Consider the following 23,174-nt stretch of genomic DNA (forward strand, 5'->3'; position numbering starts at 1 on the left):
GGCCGGCAGCGTTTTGCGATCTATGGGAAGACAGGAATGAGCGACCAACACAGCAACCCGTTCGTCCTGCCCGGCATGGGCCAGAATTCCGACCTGTCGGGCAACCCCCTGCTGGCCAGCATGGAAATGATGCGCCAGGCCTGGGCTGGCCTGACCGGCCCAGGCGGGTTGGCGAGCAGCCTGCCGATGGCGCCGCCCATGAACCTGGAAGACCTGGACCGCCGTATCGCCGAACTGCGTTCGGTGGAAAATTGGCTGCGCATGAACCTGTCGATGCTGTCCAGCACGATCCAGGGCATGGAAGTGCAGCGCTCCACCATCAGCACGCTGCGCGCCTTTGTCGATTCGGCCGCCAACCTGGACCTGGGCGCGGTGCGCGAAAGCGGCGCGGCGTCGCCGCTGGAAGTGGTGCTGGGCCTGAAGCCGGCCCCTGCCGCCAAGCGCGCGCCGCAAGGCGCGTCGCAAGAGGCCGCGGGCGCCGCGAAGGCTGAGGCCAAGGCTCCCGAGTCCGACGGCGGCGCGGCCGGCGCCCAGCCCGCCATGAGCGAGCAGATGGGCGCGGCGGCGCAGTCGGCCTCCAAGGCCTGGTGGGACCTGCTGCAACAGCAATTCAACCAGATCGCGGCGGCCACGGCCGCATCGATGCCCGGCAGCCAGCCGGCGCCCGAGGCCGACAAGTCCAAGGCCAAGCCGGGCGGCCCGCAGGCCGCGGCCGCCCCGGCGGCCAAGGCTGCCAAGACGGTCGCCAAGCCCGCCCGCAAGACCGCGCGCAAACCGGCCGCCAAGGCGGCCACCAAGAACAGCGGGCCTGCCGACGGCAAGCCCTGATTTTTTCAATCCCGTCCCGGACCGCCGCATGGCGGTAGCGGGCGCATTCAAATACCGGAACTTATGCTCAATGTAGTGATTCTCGCCGCCGGACTCGGCAAGCGCATGCAGTCCGACCTGCCCAAGGTGCTGCACACCCTGGCCGGCAAACCGATGCTGGCCCACGTGCTGGATAGCGCCCGCCAGCTCGAGCCGGCCCGCGTCATCGTGGTGGTCGGCCATGGCGCCGACCGCGTCAAGCAGGCTTTCGCGGGGCAGGACGATCTGCAATTCGCGCTGCAGCAGCCGCAGCAAGGCACCGGCCACGCGGTCCAGCAGGCCGTGCCGCTGCTGCGCGAAGGCGACGGCAAGGACGACGTGACCCTGGTGCTGTACGGCGACGTGCCGTTGGTGCAGCCCGAGACGCTGCGCCGCCTGCTGCAGGCGCGCGGCAACGGCGCCGCGGTGCTGACCGAAGTGCTGGCCGACTCGACCGGCTACGGCCGCATCGTGCGTGACGCCGCCGGCAACGTCTGCCGCATCGTCGAGCACAAGGATGCCTCCGAGGCCGAGCGCGCCATCAAGGAAGTCAACACCGGCATCCTGGCCGCGCCCACCGCGCAGCTCAAGGACTGGCTCTCGCGCATCGACAACAACAACGCCCAGGGCGAGTACTACCTGACCGATGTGGTCGGGCTGGCCGTGGCCGACGGCGTGCCGGTGGGCGCGGCCCAGCCGGACGCATCGTGGGAGACGCTGGGCGTGAACAGCCGCGTGCAGCAGGCCGAACTGGAGCGCCGCTATCAGGGCGAGCAGGCGCGTCGCCAGCTCGAGGCCGGCGTGACGCTGGCCGACCCCGCCCGTTTCGACGTGCGCGGCACGCTGACTTGCGGCCGTGATGTGTTCATCGACGTGGGCTGCGTGTTCGAGGGCCAGGTGACGCTGGCCGACGGCGTGCGCGTGGGCCCGCACTGCGTGCTGCGCGACGTCAGCATCGGCGCGGGCACGCAGATCGAGGCTTTCAGCCATCTGCAGCAGGCCCAGGTCGGCGGCGACGCGCGCATTGGTCCGTACGCCCGCCTGCGTCCGGGCGCCGAACTCGGCGATCGCACCCATGTCGGCAACTTCGTCGAGATCAAGAAGAGCGTGCTGGGCGCCGACAGCAAGGCCAACCACCTGGCCTACATCGGCGATGCCGACATCGGCGCGCGCGTGAACGTGGGCGCGGGCACCATCACCTGCAACTACGACGGCGTCAACAAACACCGCACCGTCATCGAGGACGACGCCTTCATCGGCTCGGACACGCAACTGGTGGCGCCGGTGCGCGTCGGTCGCGGCGCCACGCTGGGCGCCGGCACCACCCTGACCCGTGATGCGCCGGCCGACAAGCTGACGGTATCGCGCGGCAAGCAGGTCACCGTCGACGGTTGGCAACGGCCGGTCAAGAAGTCGTGACCGCGCCGGCGTCCCCGGCGCCGGCGGGCAAGTCCAAGCCTGCCGCGCCGGACGGTTTGCCGGCGCCGCGCCGCTACTGGGCGGCGGCGACCGTGATGACGGGCATCAGCCTGTCGGTGCTGGATACCACCATCGCCAACGTCGCGCTGCCGACCATCGCGGCCGACTTGAATGCCTCGCCGGCGCAGGCGGTGTGGGTGGTCAATGCCTACAACCTGGCGGTGGTGATGATGCTGCTGCCGTTGTCGGCCCTGGCCGAGCGCATCGGTTTCCGGCGCATGTTCACCTTCGGGCTGGTGCTTTTCACCCTGGCCTCGCTGGGCTGCGCGCTGGCCGGCACGCTGGCGCAACTGACGGCGGCGCGCGTGTTCCAGGGCGTGGGCGCGGCGACGCTGATGTGCCTGTTCGGCGGCCTGGTGCGCAACATCTATCCGCTCAAGATGCTGGGGCGCGGCATCAGCATCAACGCCACCACGGTGGCGGTGATGTCGGTGCTGGGGCCGACGATCGGCTCGGCGATCCTGTCGGTGGCGCCCTGGCCGTGGATCTTCGCCGTCAACCTGCCCATCTGCGTGTTGGCCATGTTCGGCCTGCGCCACCTGCCGGAAGTGCCGCGCAACGACGTGCGGCTGGACTGGATCAGCGCGCTGCTGTGCATGGCGACGCTGGGCGTGTTCATTTCCGGCATCGACATGATGGGCGAGGACCTGCTGCGCGGGATCGGCCTGGTGGCGATTGCCGCCGTGGCGGGCCTGGTACTGGTGCGCCGCGCCAGCCGCCAGCCCGCGCCGCTGGTGCCGGTGGACCTGCTGCGCATCCGGCCGCTGGCGTTCGCGGTGGGGGCGTCGGCCTGCACCTTTGCGGCGCAGATGGCCTCGTATGTGTCGCTGCCTTTCTATTTCCAGCAGGTGCTGGGACGGCCGTATCTCGAGGTGGGCATGCTGATGGGCGCCTGGCCGGTGGGCACGGCGTTGATCGCGCCGCTGGCCGGCCGCCTGTCGGACCGCTACTCCGCCGCCACCCTGAGCGGCGTGGGCGCGGCGACCATGGTGATCGGCATGCTGTGGCTGGCGGCGCTGCCCGCCTCCGTCGGCAACGTGCCCATCATCGCCGGCATGTTCGTGGCGGGCGTGGGCTTTGGTTTCTTCCAGACGCCGAACAACCGCGCCATGCTGTCGGCCGCGCCGCGCGTGCGCAGCGGCGCGGCCGGCGGCCTGCAGGCGACCACCCGGGTGTTCGGGCAGAGCTTCGGCACGGCGCTGGTGGCGATCGCTTTCAGTGTCAGCGCGGCGCACGGACCGGGGCTGGCCCTGGTGCTGGGCACGATCTGCGCGGCGCTGGCGGTGGTCGTGAACACGGTGCGCTTCAGCAAGCTGCGGGCGCCCTAGCGCCAGCCGATCGCCGCGGGCGCCGCGTTCCGGGCGGGCTGGCGGCCCTTCTATAATGGCGACCGGCGCTGGGGCAGGATGCCCGGGCGCGACGATTACCTATTTTTAAGGCGTTCAGGCATGAAGATCACGGTCGTGGGTACCGGTTACGTAGGGTTGGTGTCGGGGGCATGCCTGGCCGACATGGGCAACGACGTTATGTGCCTGGACGTGGATGCGGCGAAGATCGCCCTGCTGCGCCAGGGGGGTATCCCCATCTACGAGCCGGGCCTGGAAGACCTGGTGCGGCGCAACGTGCAGGCCGGCCGCCTGCATTTCACCGACGACGTGGCCCAGAGCGTGGCGTTCGGCGACGTGCAGTTCATCGCGGTGGGCACGCCGCCCGGCGAGGACGGCTCGGCCGACCTGAAATACGTGCTGGCCGCCGCCCGCAACATTGCCCGGCATATGACCAGCCGCAAGCTGATCGTGGACAAGTCCACCGTCCCGGTCGGCACCGCCGACAAGGTGCGGGCCGCGGTGGCCGAGGAATTGGCCAAGCGCGGTGTCGAGGTGCCGTTCAGCGTCGCCTCGAATCCGGAATTCCTGAAGGAAGGCGCCGCGATCAACGATTTCATGAGCCCGGACCGCGTCATCGTCGGCGCCGACGACGACTACACCATCGGCGTCATGCGCCGCATCTACGAGCCGTTCCAGCGCACCCACGACCGCCTGATGGTGATGGACGTGCGCTCGGCCGAGCTGACCAAATACGCCGCCAACGCCATGCTGGCGACCCGCATCTCGTTCATGAACGAGATGGCCAACCTGGCCGAAGCGCTGGGCGCCGACATCGAGCAGGTGCGCCGCGGCATCGGCGCCGATCCGCGCATCGGCTACCACTTCCTGTATCCGGGCGCCGGCTACGGCGGCTCGTGCTTCCCCAAGGACGTGCAGGCGCTGGTCAACACCGCCGCCGAGAATGCGCTGCCGATGCGTGTCATCGAGGCCGCCGAGGCCGCCAACCATGCGCAGAAGTTCCGCCTGTCGGAAAAGCTGGTGGCGCGCTACGGCGAGGACCTGAGCGGCCGCAAGATCGCGCTGTGGGGCCTGTCGTTCAAGCCCAATACCGACGACATGCGCGAGGCCCCCAGCCTGACCGTGATCGACGAGCTGACGCGCCGCGGCGCCACCGTGCGCGCCTACGATCCGGTGGCCATGCACGAGGCCGGCCGGATTCTGGATGGCAAGCCCGGCGTGAGCTTCGCCACCGACATGTACGATGCGCTCGACGGCGCCGACGCGCTGCTGATCGCCACCGAATGGAAGGTCTTCCGCGCGCCCGACTTCGACCGCGTCAAGGCCTTGCTGAAGACGCCGCTGATCATCGACGGCCGCAATCTCTACACGCCGGCCGACGTGCGCGCCCAGGGCTTCGAGTATTCGGGCATCGGCCGCGCATGAAGATCCTGCAGCTCAACTTCGAGAAGGGGTGGCGCGGCGGCGAACGCCAGACGCTGTACTGCATGCGGGCGTTCCGCAATGCCGGCCACCAGGTCGAAGTGCTGTGCCGCGAGGGCGGCCCGCTGGCCGAGCGCGTGCGCCAGGAGGGCTTCGTGGCGCACCCCGTCCGCAACGTGCCGGCGCAGCTGGCATTCCTGGCGCGCGCGGGCAGCGGCTACGACATCATCCACGCCCAGACCGCCAACACCGTCACCTGGGCGGTGCTGACCAAGTGGCTGCACCGCCGCCCGGTGGCGTTCTCGCGCCGCACTTCGTTCGTGGTCAAGCCCAACGAGGAATGGAAGACCGGCTACAAGTGGCGCCACACCGACCTGTTCGTGGCCATCAGCGACATGGCCGCGAGCGAACCGCGTCGCCTGGGGCTGGATCCGGTCATCATCCGCAGCGCGGTCGAGCCGCACCGGATCAACCAGGAAAACGTCGCCGCGCTGGTGCGCGAATTTGGCCTGGAAGGCAAGAAGGTCATGGCCACGTCGGCCGCGCTGATCCGCGACAAGGATCCGGTGACGCTGGTGCGGGCGGTGGCCGAACTGGCGAAGACGCGGCGCGATTTCGTCTTCCTGCACTTCGGCGCCGGCGGCGATCGCGAGCAGCAGGCGCGCGACGAGGCGCGGGCGCTGGGGGTCGAGGACGTCTACCGTTTCGCGGGCTTTCGCAAGGGCGTCGAGGATTTCTACAGCATCCTCGACGTGTTCGTCATGAGCTCCGAGGAAGAGGCGCTGGGCAGCAGCGTGCTGGACGCCTTCCTGCAGCGGGTGCCGGTGGTGTCCACCGATGCCGGCGGCCTGAAGGAAAGCCTGGCCGACGGGCGCGGCGTGCTGTGCGCGGTGGCCGACTTCCACGCCATGGCCCAGGGCATGGCGCGCTGCCTGGATGACGCCGCGTTCCGCCAGGAAATCACCGAGCGCGCGTATCAGTACGTGCGCGACGAGCACGACGTGCAGAAGATGGGCAATCGCTATCTGGCGCAGTTCGAGCGGCTGCTGGCGGCGCGCTAGCGGCGTCGCGGCCCGACCGACCGGCTCCTATCCGCGCGGATCGATACGGGTCTCGAACTTGGCGCGATGCACCGAGAAGAACGTGCGCACGTTGCGCACGTTGGCGTGCGCGGTGAAGGCGCGGTGCGCCAGCGCGTGATAGGCCGGCATGTCCTTGACCTGCGCGATCACCACGAAATCCGGTCCCGGCGACACGCGGTAGCACTGCAGCACCGCCGGTTCGGCCAGCATGATCCGTTCGAAGGCGCCCAGGCTTTCGGCCGCCTGCACGTCCAGCGTGATCTCGACGATGGCCGTCAGCGTGCTGCCCAGCTTGTCTGGCGCCAGGATGGCCACCTGGCGCGCAATCACGCCTTCTTCCACCAGGCGCCGCACCCGTCGCAGGCAGGTCGGCGGCGAGGCGTGCACGCGCGCGGCCAGTTCCTGGTTGGTCAGCGAGTTGTCGTCTTGCAACTGTTCCAGGATGCGCAGGTCCAGATCGTCCAACTCAGGCAGGGTGACCGGCTGGTTTTGCATGATTAATTCATGAATGCATGATTAGTGAAATATTATTTAATCACAAATATGTAAGTGAATAAACTGTCAAATATGACCAGATAAAGAAATCAAATTTCTTGGCGGGACGCGCACAATGCGTTCCGTACTCGAACTTTCAGGAGTCTCTCCTATGTGCGGCATTGTTGGCGCCGTCGCCCAGCGCGACATCACCCCGATCCTGGTCGAAGGCCTGAAGCGGCTGGAATACCGCGGCTATGACTCCTGCGGCGTCGCCGTCTACGCCGACGGCCACCTGCGCCGCACGCGCAGCACACAGCGCGTGGCCGAGCTGGCCGAACAGGTCGCGCAGGACAAGGTGCAAGGTTTCACCGGCATCGCCCACACCCGCTGGGCCACGCACGGCGTGCCGGCCACGCACAATGCCCACCCGCATTTCTCGCACCTGGGCAACGACGAGCCGCGCATCGCGCTGGTACACAACGGCATCATCGAGAACCACGACGAACTGCGCGCCGAGCTGCAGGCCGTGGGCTACGTCTTCGAAAGCCAGACCGACACCGAAGTGATCGCGCACCTGGTCAACCACCTGTATGCCGGCGACCTGTTCGAGGCCGTGCAGAACGCCGTGCGCCGCCTGCATGGCGCCTACGCCATCGCCGTGTTCTGCCGCGACGAACCGCACCGCGTGGTCGGCGCGCGCCAGGGTTCGCCGCTGGTGGTGGGCGTGGGCCAGAACGAGAACTTCCTGGCCTCGGACGCGCTGGCGCTGGCCGGCACCACCGACCAGATCATCTACCTGGAAGACGGCGACGTCGTCGACCTGCAGTTGGCGCGCGTCTGGATCGTGGACGCCAACGGCAAGAATGTGGAACGCCAGGTGCATACCGTGCAGGTGCACACCGGCGCGGCTGAACTCGGCCCCTACCGCCACTACATGCAGAAGGAGATCTTCGAGCAGCCGCGCGCCGTCGGCGACACGCTGCAGGACATCGAGGCCATCACGCCCGAACTGTTCGGCGACGACGCCTACAAGATCTTCAAGGACATCGACTCGCTGCTGATCCTGGCCTGCGGCACCAGCTACTACGCCGGCCTGACCGCCAAGTACTGGATCGAATCGATCGCCAAGATCCCCGTGGCGGTCGAAATCGCCAGCGAATACCGCTACCGCGACAGCGTGCCGAACCCGCGCTCGCTGGTCGTCACGATCTCGCAGTCGGGCGAAACCGCCGACACGCTGGCCGCGCTCAAGCATGCCCGCTCGCTGGGCATGGAAAACACGCTGACCATCTGCAACGTGTCCACCAGCGCCATGGTGCGCGAATGCAAGCTGTCGTACATCACGCGCGCCGGCGTCGAAATCGGCGTGGCCTCGACCAAGGCCTTCACCACGCAGCTGACCGCGCTGTTCCTCTTGACGCTGGCGCTGGCGCAAGTGCGCGGCCGCCTGACCGACGAGCAGGAGGCCGAGCACCTGAAGGCGCTGCGCCACCTGCCCGTGGCCATCGGCTCGGTGCTGGCGCTGGAACCGCAGATCATGGCCTGGGCCGATCGCTTCGCCTCGAAGGAAAACGCGCTGTTCCTGGGCCGCGGCATGCACTACCCGATCGCGCTGGAAGGCGCGCTCAAGCTCAAGGAAATCAGCTACATCCACGCCGAAGCCTATCCGGCCGGCGAACTCAAGCATGGCCCGCTGGCCCTGGTGACCGAGCACATGCCCGTGGTCACCATCGCGCCCAAGGACGAGCTGCTGGAAAAGCTGAAGTCGAACATGCAGGAAGTGCGCGCGCGCGGCGGCGAGCTGTACGTGTTCGCCGACGCCGACAGCAAGATCCAGAGCGCCGAAGGCATGCACGTGATCCGCATGCCCGAGCACTACGGCAAGCTGTCGCCGATCCTGCACACGGTGCCGCTGCAGCTGCTGTCGTACCACACGGCCTGCGCCCGTGGCACCGACGTGGACAAGCCGCGCAATCTGGCCAAGAGCGTGACGGTGGAGTGATGCCTCGGGGCGTGGCCCCGATGTTGAAAACGAGAAATAAGGTCGGTGTCTCGACAACGCCCGACGCGACTTTCCGCATTTGAAGAGCGTTGTCTCTCGACACCTGGGCCGCCATCAAGGCGGCCTTTTTCTTTGTGCCGTTCAGCGGTCGACGCGGATCACGATCTTGCCGAAGTGACGGCCCGAGGCCAGGCGCTCGAACGCGGCCGGCGCCTCGTCGAAACCGTAGACCCGGTCTATCACCGGCGCGATGCCGGCGCTGTCGACCAGCCGCGTCACATCTTCCAGCATCTTGCGGCTGCCCACCAGAATGCCCTCCAGGCGCTTGTGGCCGGCGATCAACGCCAAGGGCGAGACCGGCACCGAGTCGAAACCGCTGACACCGCCGATGATGCCGACCGCGCCGCCATGCCGGACCGCCGCGACCGAGCGTTCCAGCGTGCCCTCGCCGCCGACTTCCAGCACCACGTGGGCGCCTTCGCCGCCGGTGACGCGCAGCACTTCGTCCTGCCATTCGGGGGCGTCGCGGTAGTTGATCACGTGGTGCGCGCCCAACTCGCGCGCCCGCGCCAGTTTCTCGTTGCTGGACGAGGTGATGATGGCGCGCAGGCCCGCAGCCTTGGCCAGTTGCAGGCCCCAGATCGATACCCCGCCGGTGCCCAGCAGCAAGGCGGTCTGGCCGGCTTTGGCGCGTCCCGCGACGAACAGGGCGCTCCAGGCGGTGACGGCGGCGCATGGCAAGGTCGCGGCCTGTTCATCCGAGAGCGAATCGGGAATGGCGACCAGGGAGTGCTCGGAGAAAATGACCTCGCTGGCCAGCACGCCGTCGCTGGCGGCGCCCGGCACCCGCGCGGTGTTGACGGGGTCGGACTCGCCATCGATCCAGTCCGGAAAGAAGGCGCCCATCACCCGGTCGCCCGGCCGGTAGCGTGTGACCCCGGCGCCGACGTCCACGACTTCACCAGCGGCGTCGGACGCTGGAATGACGGGGGCGTCCGCCGGTTTCAGGTAGCCGCCACGCGCGACCATCAGGTCGCGGAAGTTCAGCGAAACGGCCTTGACGCGCACGCGCACCTCATGGGGACCGGGGGCGCGCGCTGCCAGCGCCCCGCGTTGCAACGAGCCGATACCCTGGCCGGCGGTGATCCGATATGCCTGCATGGTGATGTCCTCTGTCTTGGTTCCAGAGAGCCGCACGGCGCGGCCCAGTGCCCGTAAGATATCCGGGACCCGCGCTATCCAGTGACGTCATGAATTCCCTTCAATGTTGCCTGCAAGGAACCAGTGAGGTCGCTACGCCAACTCCCGCCAGGCCATTGCCACTTACATTGCCTCCATCCGCTACCGCGGCGTCGGGCGTGGATCGCATTGAATGGTGTAGCGAAGGAGATGGTTCATGCGCCGGAGGGCGGGGATCGCGAGCATGATGCCGATGGATATTCTCGACAGCAGGGAAAACCGCGCGACGTCATCGCGGCGATAGCAGTCGGCCTCTTCGGCCAGTTTCAGCGGCGGCGCGAGTGCCTCCAGCTCACGCGGGTCGTCGATCCCCCACTTCAACTGCGCGCCGGTGGCGCGCACCGACGGAATGCGCTGGACGAAGCGAACGCCCAGGGAACTGAGCGCGTCACAGATGAATTCCCCGTGTTGAAACCTGGAAACGATACCCCCGAGTAGCGCCCTGACGTCGTCTCGCGACAGGTACATCAGCAGGCCCTCCGCGATTACGAGCACCGGCAGGTCGGCGGGAACCTGCTCAAGCCACGCGACATCCTGGACAGCGGATGCGATCAGGAAATAGCCTTCCTGCATCGCGAAAAGCCGACGCCGAAGGTCGACCACCTCGGGGTAGTCGACGTCGTACCAGCGCACGCCTGGCGCTGGGGCGATGCGGAAGTAGCGCGTATCCAGCCCGCAACCCAGGTGAAGTACGACGCATCGAGGATGGCGTTCGATGAAGCGGCGCGCCCATTCGTCAAGATGGTGGGCGCGCATCGCCAGACCGATCATCATGTCGCGGCCGACCTTGAGCCTGGCGAAGTCATAATCGATGCGTTTCACCGCTTCCGCGGCATAGCGGTCGTTCAGGAGCGAGTCGCCCAGTTCGGATTCGCCGGCCTTCGCGAACAGCGTGATCAGCAGGGTCTCCTTCTCCTGCGTCAGGTGCACTTTCTCTGGTTTCATTGCGCTACCCTCATTGATGTGCCGCGTCGTTGGTTGACGGTGCAATTTATCTAGATATAATTTATCCAAATTAAAGCGGCGAAGCTACCTGCTGGATGGTGCGCGAAACAGCCCGTCGTTGCGGATGTTGGCCTATCGATGGCAACAGCGCTGCATGCGTTGCGTAATTTCATGTCGATCACTGGAAATTGTAAATAGCATGAAGATGAGCGAAGGTGTTGAATGGGCATTGCACTGTTGCCTGACCCTGGCGTGGGTCGGCAATGACGGGCCGGTGCCGACATCCAGGCTCGCCGCCGCATTCGAACTGCCTTCGCACTATCTGAACAAGTTTCTCCAGAGTCTGGTGCGTGCCGGAATTTTCACTTCTTCGGCGGGCGCCAAGGGGGGCTTTCAACTCGCGAAGTCTCCCGAGGCGATCTCCCTGTTGGATGTCGTGATGGCCATCGAGGGAGATGAGTGGGCATTCCGGTGCACCGAAATCAGGCAGCGTGGCGCGGGATGTCTTGCCAAGCCAAACGACTTCGCGCGTCCCTGTGGAATCGCCGCCGCCATGCAGCGAGCCGAGACCGCATGGAGAAAGGAACTGGCCGCGCAGACCATTGCCGATCTGATAAAGGCATCTCCGCCATCAGGGAGCCAGCGAATGAAGCAATGGTATGCGGGCTATTCAAGCTAGCCGTCGGAAAAGAGGGTTTCCCTCTTTTTTTGGTTCGTTAATCTAGATATTAAATATCCTGATATGAAAATGGAAAACGTCGAACAATCACAGCGCTCCCTGGGCTCAACCCTGGTCTTGGCCTTGGGTACGTTTGCGGTCGGTATGGATGCATTCATCGTTTCCGCATTTTTGCCGGAGATGGCGGAAGACCTGTCTGTGAGCGCATCGATGGCCGGGTGGTCGGTCACTGCGTTCGCCCTTGCCTATGCATTGCTTGCCCCGATCATCGCGACGATGACTTCCACGGTGGCCCGGCGCAGGCTGCTTGTGTCGTCGCTGGTTTTGCTCGGCCTTGCCAACATCGCTTCCGCGGCATGTACGACATTGGGGCTTCTCATACTGACGCGGATAGCCGCCGCCGCATCGGCGGCGGCCTACACCCCGAACGCGGGGGCGACGGCTGCCGCCATGGTGCATCCCGGTCAGCGGGCGCGAGCGCTTTCCGTCGTGATCGGAGGGCTCACCGTCGCCACTGCATTGGGCGTTCCGCTTGGCCATGCGATCAGCGTGTTCATGAACTGGCGCGCCTCATTGGCTTTTGTCGGCGTTCTTGCGTTCGCGGCGGCGGCAACGGTCTTTCTCGTGATGAAGCCCATGCCCGGAGGCGCCGCCATCGGTTTGCGGCAACGATTGTCGGTGCTTGCAAGACCAGGTGTCGTGGGCATACTGATGCTCACGGTTTTCGGGATGGCAGCGGCTTACTCGGCGTACGCCTTCGTCATCTCCATCCTGGAAGGCTTTCAGATCCCGCCCGCCAATTTCACCATGATGCTGTTCATGTATGGGCTTGGCGCCTTTTGCGGCAACTATCTTTCCGGGTGGGCTACGGACAGGCACGGGCCGATCATGACGCTTGCCTGCGCATACCTTGTCATGACCTTGGCCCTTGGCGGCCTGGGCCTCATGTCCGGCGGGAAAGGACCTGAAGCGATCTATCCGATTTCTTTCCTGATAGCGTGCTGGGGGGGCAGCAGCTGGGCCCAGTCACCCGCACAGCAGCAAAGGCTGATCAGCCTGGCTCCACAGGAAGCCAACCTGGTCATTGCGCTGAACTCTTCGGGAATCTATATCGGGATCGCTATCGGGACAATGATAGGCGGCCAGCTGATTGGCCTGGGCGGGTCGTATCCGTTATGGGCCGGGGCGGCACTGGCTGCAATTGCGATGTGCTACATCATGATGTCTGGAAGTACAGGGCGCCAAGGCTCCGATCGCGGATAGCGCTGGGCAGTCGAGCGGCGCCGGGTCGGGCCCCGGGCACGTAGCCGCGCCGGAATCGGGCACCTTGAGAACATAACCTGGGGCTGGCCGGGGATGCCGTGAGCCAGGCCGCGCGCTTCCATCGCGGTCAGCACAGCGACAACATTCTCACGCTGAAACTGGTTCTTGCCACACAGGACTGCAAAAAATATAATGAGAATCGTTTTCATAAACGTGTCGTGGCCATCCTCGTCCCGAACGGCGGCCGCTTTTTTTTATGGCAAGCACCCAGTCCGGTGCGCCTGGCTTGGCCAGCGCGCCGCCCTTGCGGAAATTCCATCGCCTGCGACCCGGCCTGAGCTTGCAGCTTGCTTGCGAGGCCGGTGGCGAGTCGTCGACGGGGTTGGCGACTGTGGACGATTCCCTGCGGATCGTACTGGTGCTCGACGGCAGGATCGACGTCAGCTACGGCCGGGCCGCGCTGAATCTGGTTCGTGGTCAGGGGGCCGACGCGGGTCTGGTGATGCTGCGCGAACCCGAGGAATGCCGGCGTGTGGTGCGAGGGGGAGAATCGTCGCGGCGTGTCAGCATCGGCGTGAGCCGGCAGTGGCTGGAACAGTCGCTCGGCGAGACCGCGGTGATTGCCCCGCATCTGGCGACGCGCTGCTGGAACGCATCCACGCGGATCCGGCTGCTGGCCGAGCAGTTGCTGAGTCCTCCGCCTATGCCGCGACAGCTGGGCAGCCTCTACCTTGAATGCCGTGCCATCGAACTGGTCATCGAGGCGCTGTCGCATGGCAGGGCGGGCGATTGCCATGGCACCGATCCCATGCCGTTGCCCGCGGCGGTTCATCGTCGTATGGTCGATCTTACGCATTGGCTGCGCCGCCACGCCGACCAGCCCTTGAGCATCGACCAGATCGCGCGCCACATGAATACCACGGCCACCACGCTGCAACGCCATTTCCGGCAGGCGCTGGGGATCACGGTGTTCGACTTCCTGCAGCACGAGCGCCTGCGCCTGGCCCGCCACGCCCTGGAATCCGAGGGGGTGAGCGTGACGCAGGCCGCGGCCATGGCCGGCTACGCCAATCCGGGCAGTTTCTCCACGGCATTCCGCCGCCACTTCGGGCTGACGCCGAACCAGGTGCGCGCCCGCCTGTAAATCCCCGCGCGGCTGCGGCGATTGCCGTTTGCGCGAACGATTCCGCCGTTTCCACAAACGACGTGTGCCGCGCTCCCATGCTCTACTTGCCTGAGAACGAATCTTATTTGCTTTCAGGAGAAGTCCCGTGCCCGCCGTCGTCCCGATGCGTCCTCATTCCCGCCGTGTCGCGCGTCCGACCGGGCGCTTGGCTTATCCCTTGTTGGCGGCGCTGCTCGTCCAGGCGGGAACCGCGCTGGCGGCCGACGATGCGGTGAGCCTGGAAGCGGTGACGGTGAATGCCTACCGCCCGGCGGAGACGATCGGAGGGTCGACCAAGACCGATACGCCGTTGCGTGAAGTGCCGCAGTCGGTGTCGGTGATCGAGCGGCGCGAGATGGATCTGCGCGGCGTCAGGAATCTCAACGAAGCCACGCGCTACACCGCGGGCGTGCTGCCCGAGAGCCAGGGCATCGACAACCGCGTGGATGATCTCTACATCCGCGGTTTCGATGCCGGCAGCTTTGGCGCGAACGTGATGCTGGACGGCTTGCGCGCGCCGTCGGACACCAGCCTGAGCTGGAACCGGACGTCCTTCAACACCTGGAACCTGGAGCGCGTCGAGGTGCTGAAAGGCCCGTCCAGCGTGTTGTACGGCCAACTGGCCCCTGGCGGCATGGTGAACCAGGTCAGCAAGCTGCCGACGCCGGAGCAGGATCAGGTGGTGCAGTTGCAGCTGGATAGTCATGGGCGCGCGCAGACGGCGTTCGACCTGGGCGGGGCCAATGGGGACGAAAACGTGCTGTGGCGGCTGGTGGGCCTGTATGGCGATGGGTCCACCCAGATCAAGCACACCGACCACGAGCAGTGGTTCATCGCGCCCAGCGCCACCATGTACTTCAATGACCATGCCACGCGCCTGACGCTGCTGGGGATGTACCAACAGGATCGCGGCGGCAGCACCTTCCAGTTCCTGCCCTACGAGGGCACCGTCGTGCCGGCCGCCGAGGGCTACATCAAGAACACGACGTTCCTGGGCGAACCCGACTGGAACACTTACGACCGCAATATCTGGACCGCCGGCTGGCAGCTCGAACACCAGTTCAACGACGCCTGGAAAGTCAGCCAGAACGCGCGCTACACGCACGTGGACTCGTTGTACCGCGCCACGGTTGGCAATGGCGTGCGCGGCGCCGCGCTTACCAACCTGAGCACGCTCATCGGCGGCCGCATCCTGAATCGTCGCGCGGTGCAGGGCGAGGGCGACTCCGATGCGCAGACCATCGATACGCGCGTGGAGGGCAAGTTCGCGACCGGGCCGGTCGCCCATACCATGGTCGCCGGTTTCGACTGGCAGAAGACGCAGTGGACCTTCCTGCGCCAAGCGGCGGCGGTGTCGCCCGCCGCCATCGCCATCAATGTGTACGACCCCGTCTACACCCACTACGATTTCGAACCGACACTGGCGCCGCAGATGTCCACCCGCGAGACCGATTCGCAGTATGGCGTGTATCTGCAGGACCAGATCGCGCTGGACCGCTGGCGCTTCACGCTGGGCGGCCGACAGGACTGGACGCGCATGGATTCGCTCAATCGCCTGACGGGGACGCGCCAGGTGACCCGCGACGAGGCCTTCACCGGCCGCGCCGGCGTCACGTATCTGTTCGACAATGGGCTGGCGCCCTACTTCAGCTATTCGGAGTCGTTCCAGCCGACCGGCGGAACGACGCGTTCGGGCAGCGCCTTCAAGCCCACCACCGGCAAGCAGTGGGAGGCGGGCATCAAGTACGAACCGCGCGCCATTGACGGCATGATCACGTTGTCGGCCTACGAGCTGTCGCAGCAGAACGTGCTGACGGCCGACCCGCTCAACGAAGCCGACGAGGCCTACCAGGTGCAGACCGGCAAGGTGCGGGTGCGCGGCATCGAGCTGGAAGGCCGTGTCACGCCGCTGCGCGGGCTGAGCCTCATCGGCGCCGTCACCCGCATGGACTCCAAGGTGGTGCGCAGCAACGATGGCAATACCGGCAACCGCATGATCCGCGTGCCCGACTGGATGGGTTCGATGTGGGTCGATTACACCTTCCATGGCGGTCCGCTGGCCGGCCTGGGCATGGGCGCGGGCGTGCGCTACGTCGGCCCGACTTATGGCGACCTGGCCAACTACCTGCATATTCCCGGCTACACGCTGTTCGACGCCGCGCTGCGCTATGACGCCGGCAAGATCGGCGGCATGAACCTGCAACTGGCGCTCAATGGCAGCAACCTGGCCGACAAGCGGTATGTGGCCACGTGCTCGGCCGCCACCTCGTGCTATTACGGCACGGGCCGCACGGTCATGGCGACCGCGAGGCTCACGTGGTGAGTGCGGGCCGGCCCATAACTGCGTGGCTGCTGCTGGTGTTGTCGCTGACGGTGGCGGTCTTCCTGCCGGCGTCCGCGCTGGCCGATGATGGATGGCCGCGCCGTTTCGACAATGCCGACGGCACGCGGACAATGCTGGCTGCCGCCCCGCGGCGCGTCCTGTCGACGTCGGTCACGGTGACCGGCACGCTGCTGGCCATCGAAGCGCCGGTGATCGCCAGTGCCGGCAATGCCAACGGCCGTTTTTTCGACCAATGGGCGGCAGTGGCGCGCGCACGCGGTCTCAAGCCGTCATGGCCGGCCGGGCAGGTGGACCTGGAGGCCGCCTACGCGGCGCGGCCCGATCTGATCGTTGTTTCCGCCACGGGCGCGGATTCAGCGCGCGAGCAACTCGACGCCTTGCGCGCGATCGCGCCGGTCATCGTGGTGGACTACAGCCACCAGACCTGGCAGGAACTGGCCCTGCAGCTGGGCCGGGCGCTGGGCACGGAGGCCGCCGCGACGCGCGCCGTCGCCGGTTTCGATGCCCGGGTTGCCGCGGCGCGTGCCCGCTTGCGCGTACCGCAGGGCAAGGTGAACATCATCAGCTATAACGGCCCGGGCACCAACAATCCCATCGCCACGCCGGCCAGCCCGCATGCGCGGCTGCTGGCGGCCCTGGGGTTTCGGATCGAGGCGCCGGATCCCGCCTGGCACGTCGCGCTGGGCCGCCCCGGAGACTTCGTCTGGGCGCCGTATGAAGCGCTGACCCGCTTGACCGCGCAAACCACCTTCGTGTTGCGCGCGGATGCCGACGATGCCGAGGCGATGTTGCGCGATCCGGTGCTGGCCAACCTGCCTTCGGTACGCGCGCGCCAGGTCTATGGCCTGGGCCGGGACGCTTTTCGCATAGATGCGTACAGCGCGGGCCAGATCCTCGACGCGCTGCTCGAACGGTTCGGGACATGACGCCGATGCCAAGGGCGCGCACGCCGCTTGCGCGTCGCCATACCTGGTGCTTGTTGCTGGCCTGTGCCCTCGCGATTGCCTTGCTGGCGCCGCTGAGCCTGATGATGGGGGCGCGTCCGCTGTCGCTGACGACGGTGAGGCAGGCCTTGGCCGCCTTCGATCCGCTCGACAGCGCGCACCTCATGGTGCGTCACCTGCGCTTGCCGCGCACGCTACTGGCGCTGGCGGCCGGAGCGGCGCTGGGCGCCGCCGGGGCGTTGATGCAGACCTTGACCCGTAACCCGCTGGCCGATCCAGGGCTGCTGGGCGTCAATGCGGGCGCGGCGCTTGCCATCGCCGCGGCCACGGCACTGGGCGTCGTGCACGGCCCGGTCGCGCAACTGCTGGCCGGCCTGGGCGGAGCGGCGCTGGCGGGCGCGCTGGTCCATGCCATTGGCGGACTGCATCGCGGGCGCGATCCCCTGCGGCTGGTGCTGGCGGGCGCGGCCATGTCGGCGATCCTGTTTGCCGCTACGCAGATCATCACTGTCAACAGCGACGATCGCGTCTTCGACCAATTCCGCCATTGGGTGGTCGGCTCGCTGCAAGGACGCTCTGGCGCCGTGCTGGCCGTGGTGCTGCCGGCAACCGTGACGGGCGTCGCCCTGGCGCTGGCATGGGGCCGAACCCTGGACGCATTGGCGTTGGGACGTGAGCTTGGCACGACCCTGGGCACGCGGCCGTACCTGGCCTGGTCAGGCACCGCGGCGGCTATCGTGTTGCTGGCCGGCGCGGCCACCGCCGCCGCCGGGCCGCTCGCCTTCATCGGGTTGGCCGCGCCGCACCTGGCCCGCCACGCCTGCGGGTCCGCGCATCGGCGCCTGATCCCCTGCGCCGCGCTGGTCGGAGCCTGCCTGCTGCTGGCTGCCGATACGCTGGGCCGGATGATCGTCCCGCCCGACGAGATCAGCGCCGGAATCATGGCGGCGCTGCTCGGAGGACCTCTTTTTGTCGCGCTGGCGCGCCGTGCCGGTGCTTGCTGACATGCGCGATTCCGTTCCCATGCCGCCGCGGCGGTACGTGCATCGCTTCGGCTTCCTGGCCCGGCGGCGGGTTTTACTCGGTGGCCTGGCGCTCGCCCTGTGCGCCGTCATCCTGGCATTGATTGCCCTGGGGATCGGCAGCGCGGAACTGTCGCTGGGCCGCATTCTCGACATCGCGATCGGACGATCGTCCGCCACGCCCGGTGAGCGCCTGATCCTGGGCTTTCGTCTGCCGCGGGTGCTGACCGGCCTGTCCGTGGGGGCCGCGCTGGGGGTGTCGGGGGCCGTATTCCAGTCATTGTCGCGCAATCCGCTGGGCTCGCCGGATCTGATCGGGTTCACGACGGGCGCGGCCACCGGCGCGCTGTTGCATATCGTGGTTTACGGCCCGTCCACCGTCGGCGCGGCAATGGGCGCGGTCGCTGGCGGCGCCTTGACCGCGGTCGCCGTCTGGCTGCTTGCGCGGCGCCAGGGCGCCATGGGCACGCGACGCCTGGTGTTGGTCGGCGTTGGCGTGGGCGCGATCCTGCACGCCGTCAATGGCCTGTTGCTGGTCAAGGGCGATCTCGATCACGCATTGCTGGCGAACCTGTGGTTGTCCGGTTCGCTCAATGCGCGCGCATGGGCGCATGCCTGGCTTGCCGGCGTGGCCATCGTCCTGTTCCTGCCGCCCGTCTGGTTGTCGGTGCGCCGCCTGGCGCTGCTTGAAATGGGCGACGACGTCGCCGGGCAGCTGGGCCTGCCGGTAACCCGGGTACGGCTGGCGATGCTGTTCTGCGCGGTGATGCTGGCATCCCTGGCCACCGGCGCAGCCGGGCCGATCGCCTTTATCGCGTTGGCCGCGCCGCAGCTCGCCCGGCGCCTGCTGCGCAGCACCGGACCGTCGGTGGGCGGGGCGGCCGCCATGGGCGCCTGTCTGGTGGTGGCGGCCGACCTGCTCGGCCAGCAGACGTTCTGGCCGTTGCACCTGCCCATCGGCAAGCTGACCGGTTTGCTGGGCGGCCTCTACCTGATCTGGCTGCTGCTGCGTCGGGGCGCCCGATGATTTCCTCTCGCGGACGATTACCCATGCAAGATTGCTCTGCATCCCCGCCTTGCGCGATGGCGCTGCGCGCGCGTGGGCTGACACTGGCGCATGACCTGGGCGCGGTGTGCCAGCAGTTGGACCTCGATATTCCGGCCGGACGCATTACGGTCATCCTCGGGCCGAATGGGTGCGGCAAGTCGACGCTGTTGCGGGGATTGGCGCGTCTGTTGGCGCCGCAGGCCGGCACGGTGCTGCTCGACGGCAAGGACCTGCGGCGCTTTGGAGCGCGCGAGCTGGCCGTTCGCCTGGGCTGCCTGCCGCAGGCGCCGCAAGCCCCCGACGGCATACGGGTGGCGGAGCTGGTGGCGCGTGGCCGCTATCCGCACCAGGCGTTCTGGCAGCCGTGGCGCGCGGAGGATGACGAGGCGGTACAACGCGCGCTGGAACAGACGCGCTTGACGGCCCTGGCCGATCGGCCCGTCGACACCTTGTCCGGAGGCCAGCGCCAGCGCGCCTGGCTGGCATTCGCGCTGGCGCAGAACGCGCCTGTGATGCTGCTCGACGAACCCACCACCTACCTGGATATCGCTCACCAGCTGGAAGTGCTGGATCTGTGCCGCAGTTTGAACCAGCGGCAGGGCAAGACCCTGGTGATGGTGCTGCACGACCTGAACCAGGCCGCCCGCTATGCCGATCACATCGTGGCGCTGCGCGACGGAAAGGTGCAGGCCAGCGGCCCGCCGGCCGAGGTCATCACGCCGGAGCGGGTGCGGCGCCTGTTCGGCATCCGCTGCGTCGTGATGGCAGATCCCGTGTCCGGGACGCCGCTGGTGGTGCCCGTTTCCAGCGCCGAAACCGACTGAACCGATACTCCAAGGAATCTAGCCTCATGTCATCTTCCCCTTTGTGCATCGGCCTGTCGCTGGCCGCCACGTGGTTGTCCGCCTCCGGCTGGCGACGCCCGGACAGTCGGGTCGAGCAACTGCACGGCGCGCCGTTCTACCGCGATGTGGCACGCCGCGCCGAGCAGGCGTGCCTGGACTTCGTGTTCCGGCCGGATGCCTTGTTCCTGGACGTGCCGGCGCTGGCGCGCGGGCCGGGCTTCAGCAGCCTGGATCCGGCGCTGCTGATGGCGGCGCTGGCGCAGGATACGCGGCATATCGGCCTGGTGACGACAGCCGCGACCTCGTTCAATCCGCCCTACGTGGTGGCGCGCCAGCTGCAATCGCTGGACTGGATCAGCGAAGGGCGCGCGGGTTGGAACATCGTCACCGCGTTGGACGGCAGCCGGAATTTCGGCGATGCGCCAATGCCGCCTTCGGCGCAGCGTTATCGCAAGGCGCTCGAGTTCACCGAAGTCGTGCGCGCGTTATGGCGCAGTTATCCGCAGGAGGCGGTGCTGGCGGACCGCGAGTCCGGGCAGTACGCGGATGTCACGCGTATCGCGCCGATCGCGCATCGCGGCGAGTATTTCAGCGTCCAGGGACCCCTGAATGTGCCTGGTCGCGCCCACGGCCGCATTCCCCTGTTCCAGGCGGGCGCGTCCGATTGGGGGCGCGACTTCGCCGCCCGCGTGGCGGATGCGGTGTTCGCCGCTACGCCCGATATCGAATGCGGCGTGGCGTTGCGCCGGGACCTGCGGCAGCGGGCGCTCGACCATGGCCGCGAGCCCGCGGCCATACGGGTGCTGCCGGGGTTGAGCCTGTATCTGGCGGCGTCGCGGGCCCAGGCCCGGGATTTGCATCGCGCGGCCCACGCGGACCAGGACCGGGCACGCCAGCGCCTGTACGTGGGAAGGGCGCTGGGCCTGGATCTTGAACGGCTTGATCCGGACCAGCCCATCACCGTGCGCATGCTGGGGCAACCCGGGCCCGACATGCGCAGCCCCACGCACGTGCAATTGCTGCGTCGGCTGGTCGAGCGCGAGCAACCCTGTCTGCGCGAGCTGCTGGCGCGGCCGGAGGCCGCGGCATCGGCGCATTGGACCGTGGTGGGAACGGTCGACGACGCGGTGGCCGAGATCCAGCGCCGGGCCGAGGCCGGCGCGGCGGACGGGTTCATTGCGCTGCCGGGTGGGGCGATGCAGTCGCTGGATCTGCTGCTGGACGGGGTGATGCCGCGGCTGGCGGCGATGGGATTGGCGCGGCGCGCCTACGCCGGCACCACGTTCGCGAGCAACCTGGGGCTGGCCGGGAGTTGCTGCGAGCCAGGCCGCGCGGTTCCCTAGTCGATGACCTTGCCCTGCCGGTCGATGTCCTGCCACTTGCCGCCTGACCACCAGCGATGTTCACCGTCGCTTTCTTCCTTGCAGCCGAAACCGACGCTGGCCTTGCCGTCTTCATAGGGAAAGGCGCAGTCATAGACCGGGGCGACGACGATGGCGCCGGTTTCCTCGTCCGCAAAGCCGATCTTGCCGTTCAGGCGGATGCGATAGCGGCCTTCCTTGGGGTAGTCGGGCCCGTTGTCGAACAGGTAGACCTGGTAAGGCTCCTGCAAATGCTGGTCGACCACGCGAAATCCACCCGCTTGTTTGTCAAGGTAGATGCAGTAGCGAAACGGGTTGCCGGCCACGAAGCAGTCGTCGATCCACTCGGGTTCGATGGCGCGTTGTTTCAAGGTCTGCCGGGCTTGCTCGGCGTCGGGGTCGACGTGGGTTTGCGCGGCGGCCAGGAGCGGCAACAGCAGAAAAGCGAAGCAGAGCGGGTGAAGGCGAGGCATTGCGGTAGCCGCGTCATCCGGCGCGGCGGCTGGGAGGAAAGGGGCCATCATAAGCCGGCTGCGCCCGGCCGCGCAGGGGCGCGGGCGATGCCGCTCGGCATGCCCGCGCCGCCGTCTGGTTCAGGCCGCGGCGGTCGTGGCGTCGCCGCCTTCCATGCCGCCGACGCCCACTGCCGCGCCGCCGCCGTCGATGGCCTGGGCCGTTTTTTCGGCCTCGGCCAGGGCGTCGCGGACTTCGGCGACCTGCTTCTGGGCTTCCTTGTCGTGCTGCCGCAGCTTGCTCTTGAGCATGGCGAGCAGTTCCTTCATGGCCCGGATGGCATCGCGCACGGCCTGGGCGTCGCCCTCGCGGCGCTTCTGGGCGGCCTGCGGCTCGTGGCGGGATTCGGTGGGGGCGCCGGCCTTGTCGTTCCGGTCGCCGGCCGTGTCGGTGTCGGTGTCGACGGACGCGGATGCGGCCTTGGCGGCGTCCGCCCGGGCCGCGGCGGCGGCGCCTTGTGCCGCGGTGTCGGCCGCGGGTGTGTCGGCCGTATCGGCGTCGCTGTCCAGCGCCGTGTCGCTGGCGGCGGCATAGGCCGCCAGGGCGCGGGAGGCGGCGGTCGTCGGCGTGGGCGCGCCGGCGCCCGTGGCATCGGCGCCTTCGGCCGTGCCGGCCGGCGTGCCGTTGGCGTCACCCGTGGCCGGGACGCCGCTCGCGCCATGCACCACGGGCGCGGCCGCCGCACCCGGCGACGCGCCGGCGGCCTGCACGCCGCCGCTGTCCTTGAGGGCGCTGGCGGCCTGGCCGAGCTCGCCGGCCAGCTGGCGCAGTTCACGCAGGATGGCCTTGGCCGCGGCCTTGCCCAGGAACATCAGCATCTTCTTGAGCGTGTCGATGCGCTGCTTGATCTGCGCGACGCGGGCGCGTGCCAGGTCGTGGCGCGACTGGGCCGCGTCGGTGGCCATCTGGAAGGCGGCCTTGCGCGCCTTGGCGGCGCGCTCGAGCGCATCGTCGCTGAGGATCACGCGGATCGAGACGGGTTTGTCCGCGGGCTGCGCGGCGTCCCGGTCCCGCGCCGCATCCGCGTCGCGCCTGGCGGCGGCATGGGCGTCGTTGCTGGCGGTGGCTGTGGTCGGAAGGAGGGTGTCGGTGAGCAGGGGCTGCATGGAGGATTCCGGTAAGGCGGGACACATGGCGTCGCGGCCGGCCGAT

General features: G+C 67.7%; 21 protein-coding genes. 16 read left to right on the forward strand and 5 right to left on the reverse strand.

What is annotated here, in order from left to right:
• Positions 1 to 36 precede the first annotated feature (36 nt).
• From AT699_RS01185 to AT699_RS01205, 5 genes are all read left to right on the forward strand, one after another.
• Complete coding sequence (locus AT699_RS01185) at positions 37 to 828, forward strand: PhaM family polyhydroxyalkanoate granule multifunctional regulatory protein (protein ID WP_024067447.1); 792 nt, start codon at positions 37 to 39, stop codon at positions 826 to 828.
• 63 nt (positions 829 to 891) lie between these two features.
• On the forward strand, positions 892 to 2,265 hold the full coding sequence (gene glmU / locus AT699_RS01190) for a bifunctional UDP-N-acetylglucosamine diphosphorylase/glucosamine-1-phosphate N-acetyltransferase GlmU (RefSeq protein WP_006388103.1): 1,374 nt from the start codon (positions 892 to 894) through the stop codon (positions 2,263 to 2,265).
• Entirely contained in the window at positions 2,262 to 3,653 is a 1,392-nt protein-coding gene (locus AT699_RS01195; RefSeq protein ID WP_006388104.1) for an MFS transporter, read from the forward strand. Before glmU ends, AT699_RS01195 begins: the two co-directional genes overlap by 4 nt.
• A 120-nt stretch (positions 3,654 to 3,773) precedes the next feature.
• Positions 3,774 to 5,096 carry a UDP-glucose dehydrogenase family protein gene (locus AT699_RS01200; protein ID WP_006388105.1) on the forward strand — a complete coding sequence of 441 codons (1,323 nt, stop codon included), beginning with the start codon at positions 3,774 to 3,776 and terminating at the stop codon, positions 5,094 to 5,096.
• On the forward strand, positions 5,093 to 6,154 hold the full coding sequence (locus tag AT699_RS01205; RefSeq protein WP_006388106.1) for a glycosyltransferase family 4 protein: 1,062 nt from the start codon (positions 5,093 to 5,095) through the stop codon (positions 6,152 to 6,154). The genes AT699_RS01200 and AT699_RS01205 overlap by 4 nt, the downstream gene beginning before the upstream one ends.
• Positions 6,155 to 6,181: 27 nt before the next feature.
• Here the strand turns inward: AT699_RS01205 and AT699_RS01210 are convergent, their stop codons facing one another.
• Entirely contained in the window at positions 6,182 to 6,670 is a 489-nt protein-coding gene (locus AT699_RS01210) for an Lrp/AsnC family transcriptional regulator (RefSeq protein ID WP_024067449.1), read from the reverse strand.
• 151 nt (positions 6,671 to 6,821) lie between these two features.
• Between AT699_RS01210 and glmS the strand changes: the two genes are divergently transcribed.
• Positions 6,822 to 8,654, forward strand: a complete 1,833-nt coding sequence (gene glmS, locus AT699_RS01215; protein ID WP_020925581.1) for a glutamine--fructose-6-phosphate transaminase (isomerizing) — start codon at positions 6,822 to 6,824, stop codon at positions 8,652 to 8,654.
• A 141-nt stretch (positions 8,655 to 8,795) separates the two neighbouring features.
• On the opposite strand, the gene AT699_RS01220 is transcribed toward glmS, so the two are convergent.
• Both AT699_RS01220 and AT699_RS01225 read right to left on the reverse strand, forming a co-directional pair.
• A complete protein-coding gene (locus tag AT699_RS01220; RefSeq protein ID WP_024067450.1) occupies positions 8,796 to 9,815 on the reverse strand; it encodes a zinc-dependent alcohol dehydrogenase family protein in 1,020 nt (339 codons plus the stop codon).
• A 180-nt stretch (positions 9,816 to 9,995) separates the two neighbouring features.
• On the reverse strand, positions 9,996 to 10,838 hold the full coding sequence (locus tag AT699_RS01225) for a class I SAM-dependent methyltransferase (RefSeq protein WP_024067451.1): 843 nt from the start codon (positions 10,836 to 10,838) through the stop codon (positions 9,996 to 9,998).
• Positions 10,839 to 11,037: 199 nt separating this feature from the next.
• On the opposite strand from AT699_RS01225, the gene AT699_RS01230 reads away from it, so the two are divergent.
• The 10 genes from AT699_RS01230 to AT699_RS01270 all read left to right on the forward strand — a co-directional run bounded on the left by AT699_RS01230 (position 11,038) and on the right by AT699_RS01270 (position 21,491).
• Entirely contained in the window at positions 11,038 to 11,517 is a 480-nt protein-coding gene (locus tag AT699_RS01230; protein WP_024067452.1) for an RrF2 family transcriptional regulator, read from the forward strand.
• 69 nt (positions 11,518 to 11,586) lie between these two features.
• Positions 11,587 to 12,780, forward strand: coding sequence for an MFS transporter (locus tag AT699_RS01235; RefSeq protein WP_232254245.1), 1,194 nt, complete (start codon positions 11,587 to 11,589; stop codon positions 12,778 to 12,780).
• Positions 12,781 to 12,878: 98 nt separating this feature from the next.
• Entirely contained in the window at positions 12,879 to 13,118 is a 240-nt protein-coding gene (locus AT699_RS31830; RefSeq protein WP_157140538.1) for a hypothetical protein, read from the forward strand.
• Positions 13,119 to 13,171: 53 nt separating this feature from the next.
• Positions 13,172 to 13,924: a helix-turn-helix domain-containing protein gene (locus AT699_RS01240; protein ID WP_024067453.1), complete on the forward strand. Its 753-nt coding sequence runs from the start codon at positions 13,172 to 13,174 to the stop codon at positions 13,922 to 13,924.
• Between the two features lie 187 nt (positions 13,925 to 14,111).
• Positions 14,112 to 16,268, forward strand: coding sequence for a TonB-dependent siderophore receptor (locus tag AT699_RS01245; protein ID WP_006388114.1), 2,157 nt, complete (start codon positions 14,112 to 14,114; stop codon positions 16,266 to 16,268).
• On the forward strand, positions 16,196 to 17,215 hold the full coding sequence (gene fepB / locus AT699_RS01250; protein WP_197602769.1) for a Fe2+-enterobactin ABC transporter substrate-binding protein: 1,020 nt from the start codon (positions 16,196 to 16,198) through the stop codon (positions 17,213 to 17,215). The genes AT699_RS01245 and fepB overlap by 73 nt, the downstream gene beginning before the upstream one ends.
• Positions 17,212 to 18,237 (forward strand): FecCD family ABC transporter permease, encoded by a 1,026-nt coding sequence (locus tag AT699_RS01255; protein ID WP_026384869.1) that lies wholly within the window; start codon positions 17,212 to 17,214, stop codon positions 18,235 to 18,237. The genes fepB and AT699_RS01255 overlap by 4 nt, the downstream gene beginning before the upstream one ends.
• 1 nt (position 18,238) lies before the next feature.
• The gene (locus AT699_RS01260; protein WP_052719220.1) at positions 18,239 to 19,282 is read left to right on the forward strand and encodes a FecCD family ABC transporter permease; all 1,044 of its coding nucleotides are present in this window, start codon (positions 18,239 to 18,241) and stop codon (positions 19,280 to 19,282) included.
• Between the two features lie 23 nt (positions 19,283 to 19,305).
• The gene (locus AT699_RS01265; RefSeq protein WP_050807753.1) at positions 19,306 to 20,127 is read left to right on the forward strand and encodes an ABC transporter ATP-binding protein; all 822 of its coding nucleotides are present in this window, start codon (positions 19,306 to 19,308) and stop codon (positions 20,125 to 20,127) included.
• Between the two features lie 26 nt (positions 20,128 to 20,153).
• Positions 20,154 to 21,491 carry an NtaA/DmoA family FMN-dependent monooxygenase gene (locus AT699_RS01270; RefSeq protein WP_024067458.1) on the forward strand — a complete coding sequence of 446 codons (1,338 nt, stop codon included), beginning with the start codon at positions 20,154 to 20,156 and terminating at the stop codon, positions 21,489 to 21,491.
• Here the strand turns inward: AT699_RS01270 and AT699_RS01275 are convergent.
• The gene (locus AT699_RS01275; RefSeq protein WP_024067459.1) at positions 21,488 to 21,982 is read right to left on the reverse strand and encodes a hypothetical protein; all 495 of its coding nucleotides are present in this window, start codon (positions 21,980 to 21,982) and stop codon (positions 21,488 to 21,490) included. The two genes, AT699_RS01270 and AT699_RS01275, sit on opposite strands and share 4 nt — an antisense overlap.
• 120 nt (positions 21,983 to 22,102) lie before the next feature.
• Positions 22,103 to 23,128, reverse strand: coding sequence for a hypothetical protein (locus tag AT699_RS01280; RefSeq protein ID WP_024067460.1), 1,026 nt, complete (start codon positions 23,126 to 23,128; stop codon positions 22,103 to 22,105).
• Positions 23,129 to 23,174 lie beyond the last annotated feature (46 nt).

The organism is Achromobacter xylosoxidans (genome assembly GCF_001457475.1).
Lineage (GTDB): Bacteria > Pseudomonadota > Gammaproteobacteria > Burkholderiales > Burkholderiaceae_B > Achromobacter > Achromobacter xylosoxidans.

What these genes read in the sequence shown, in the direction of transcription:
- AT699_RS01230 (WP_024067452.1), top strand. Translation starts at nt 11,038, where the DNA reads ATGAAGATGAGCGAAGGTGTTGAATGGGCATTGCACTGTTGCCTGACC.
- glmU (WP_006388103.1), top strand. Translation starts at nt 892, where the DNA reads ATGCTCAATGTAGTGATTCTCGCCGCCGGACTCGGCAAGCGCATGCAG.
- AT699_RS01185 (WP_024067447.1), top strand. Translation starts at nt 37, where the DNA reads ATGAGCGACCAACACAGCAACCCGTTCGTCCTGCCCGGCATGGGCCAG.
- AT699_RS01235 (WP_232254245.1), top strand. Translation starts at nt 11,587, where the DNA reads ATGGAAAACGTCGAACAATCACAGCGCTCCCTGGGCTCAACCCTGGTC.
- AT699_RS01270 (WP_024067458.1), top strand. Translation starts at nt 20,154, where the DNA reads ATGTCATCTTCCCCTTTGTGCATCGGCCTGTCGCTGGCCGCCACGTGG.
- AT699_RS01280 (WP_024067460.1), bottom strand. Translation starts at nt 23,128, where the DNA reads ATGCAGCCCCTGCTCACCGACACCCTCCTTCCGACCACAGCCACCGCC.
- AT699_RS01275 (WP_024067459.1), bottom strand. Translation starts at nt 21,982, where the DNA reads ATGCCTCGCCTTCACCCGCTCTGCTTCGCTTTTCTGCTGTTGCCGCTC.
- AT699_RS01210 (WP_024067449.1), bottom strand. Translation starts at nt 6,670, where the DNA reads ATGCAAAACCAGCCGGTCACCCTGCCTGAGTTGGACGATCTGGACCTG.
- AT699_RS01260 (WP_052719220.1), top strand. Translation starts at nt 18,239, where the DNA reads ATGCGCGATTCCGTTCCCATGCCGCCGCGGCGGTACGTGCATCGCTTC.
- AT699_RS01200 (WP_006388105.1), top strand. Translation starts at nt 3,774, where the DNA reads ATGAAGATCACGGTCGTGGGTACCGGTTACGTAGGGTTGGTGTCGGGG.
- AT699_RS01265 (WP_050807753.1), top strand. Translation starts at nt 19,306, where the DNA reads ATGCAAGATTGCTCTGCATCCCCGCCTTGCGCGATGGCGCTGCGCGCG.
- AT699_RS01255 (WP_026384869.1), top strand. Translation starts at nt 17,212, where the DNA reads ATGACGCCGATGCCAAGGGCGCGCACGCCGCTTGCGCGTCGCCATACC.
- AT699_RS01205 (WP_006388106.1), top strand. Translation starts at nt 5,093, where the DNA reads ATGAAGATCCTGCAGCTCAACTTCGAGAAGGGGTGGCGCGGCGGCGAA.
- AT699_RS01220 (WP_024067450.1), bottom strand. Translation starts at nt 9,815, where the DNA reads ATGCAGGCATATCGGATCACCGCCGGCCAGGGTATCGGCTCGTTGCAA.
- AT699_RS01225 (WP_024067451.1), bottom strand. Translation starts at nt 10,838, where the DNA reads ATGAAACCAGAGAAAGTGCACCTGACGCAGGAGAAGGAGACCCTGCTG.
- glmS (WP_020925581.1), top strand. Translation starts at nt 6,822, where the DNA reads ATGTGCGGCATTGTTGGCGCCGTCGCCCAGCGCGACATCACCCCGATC.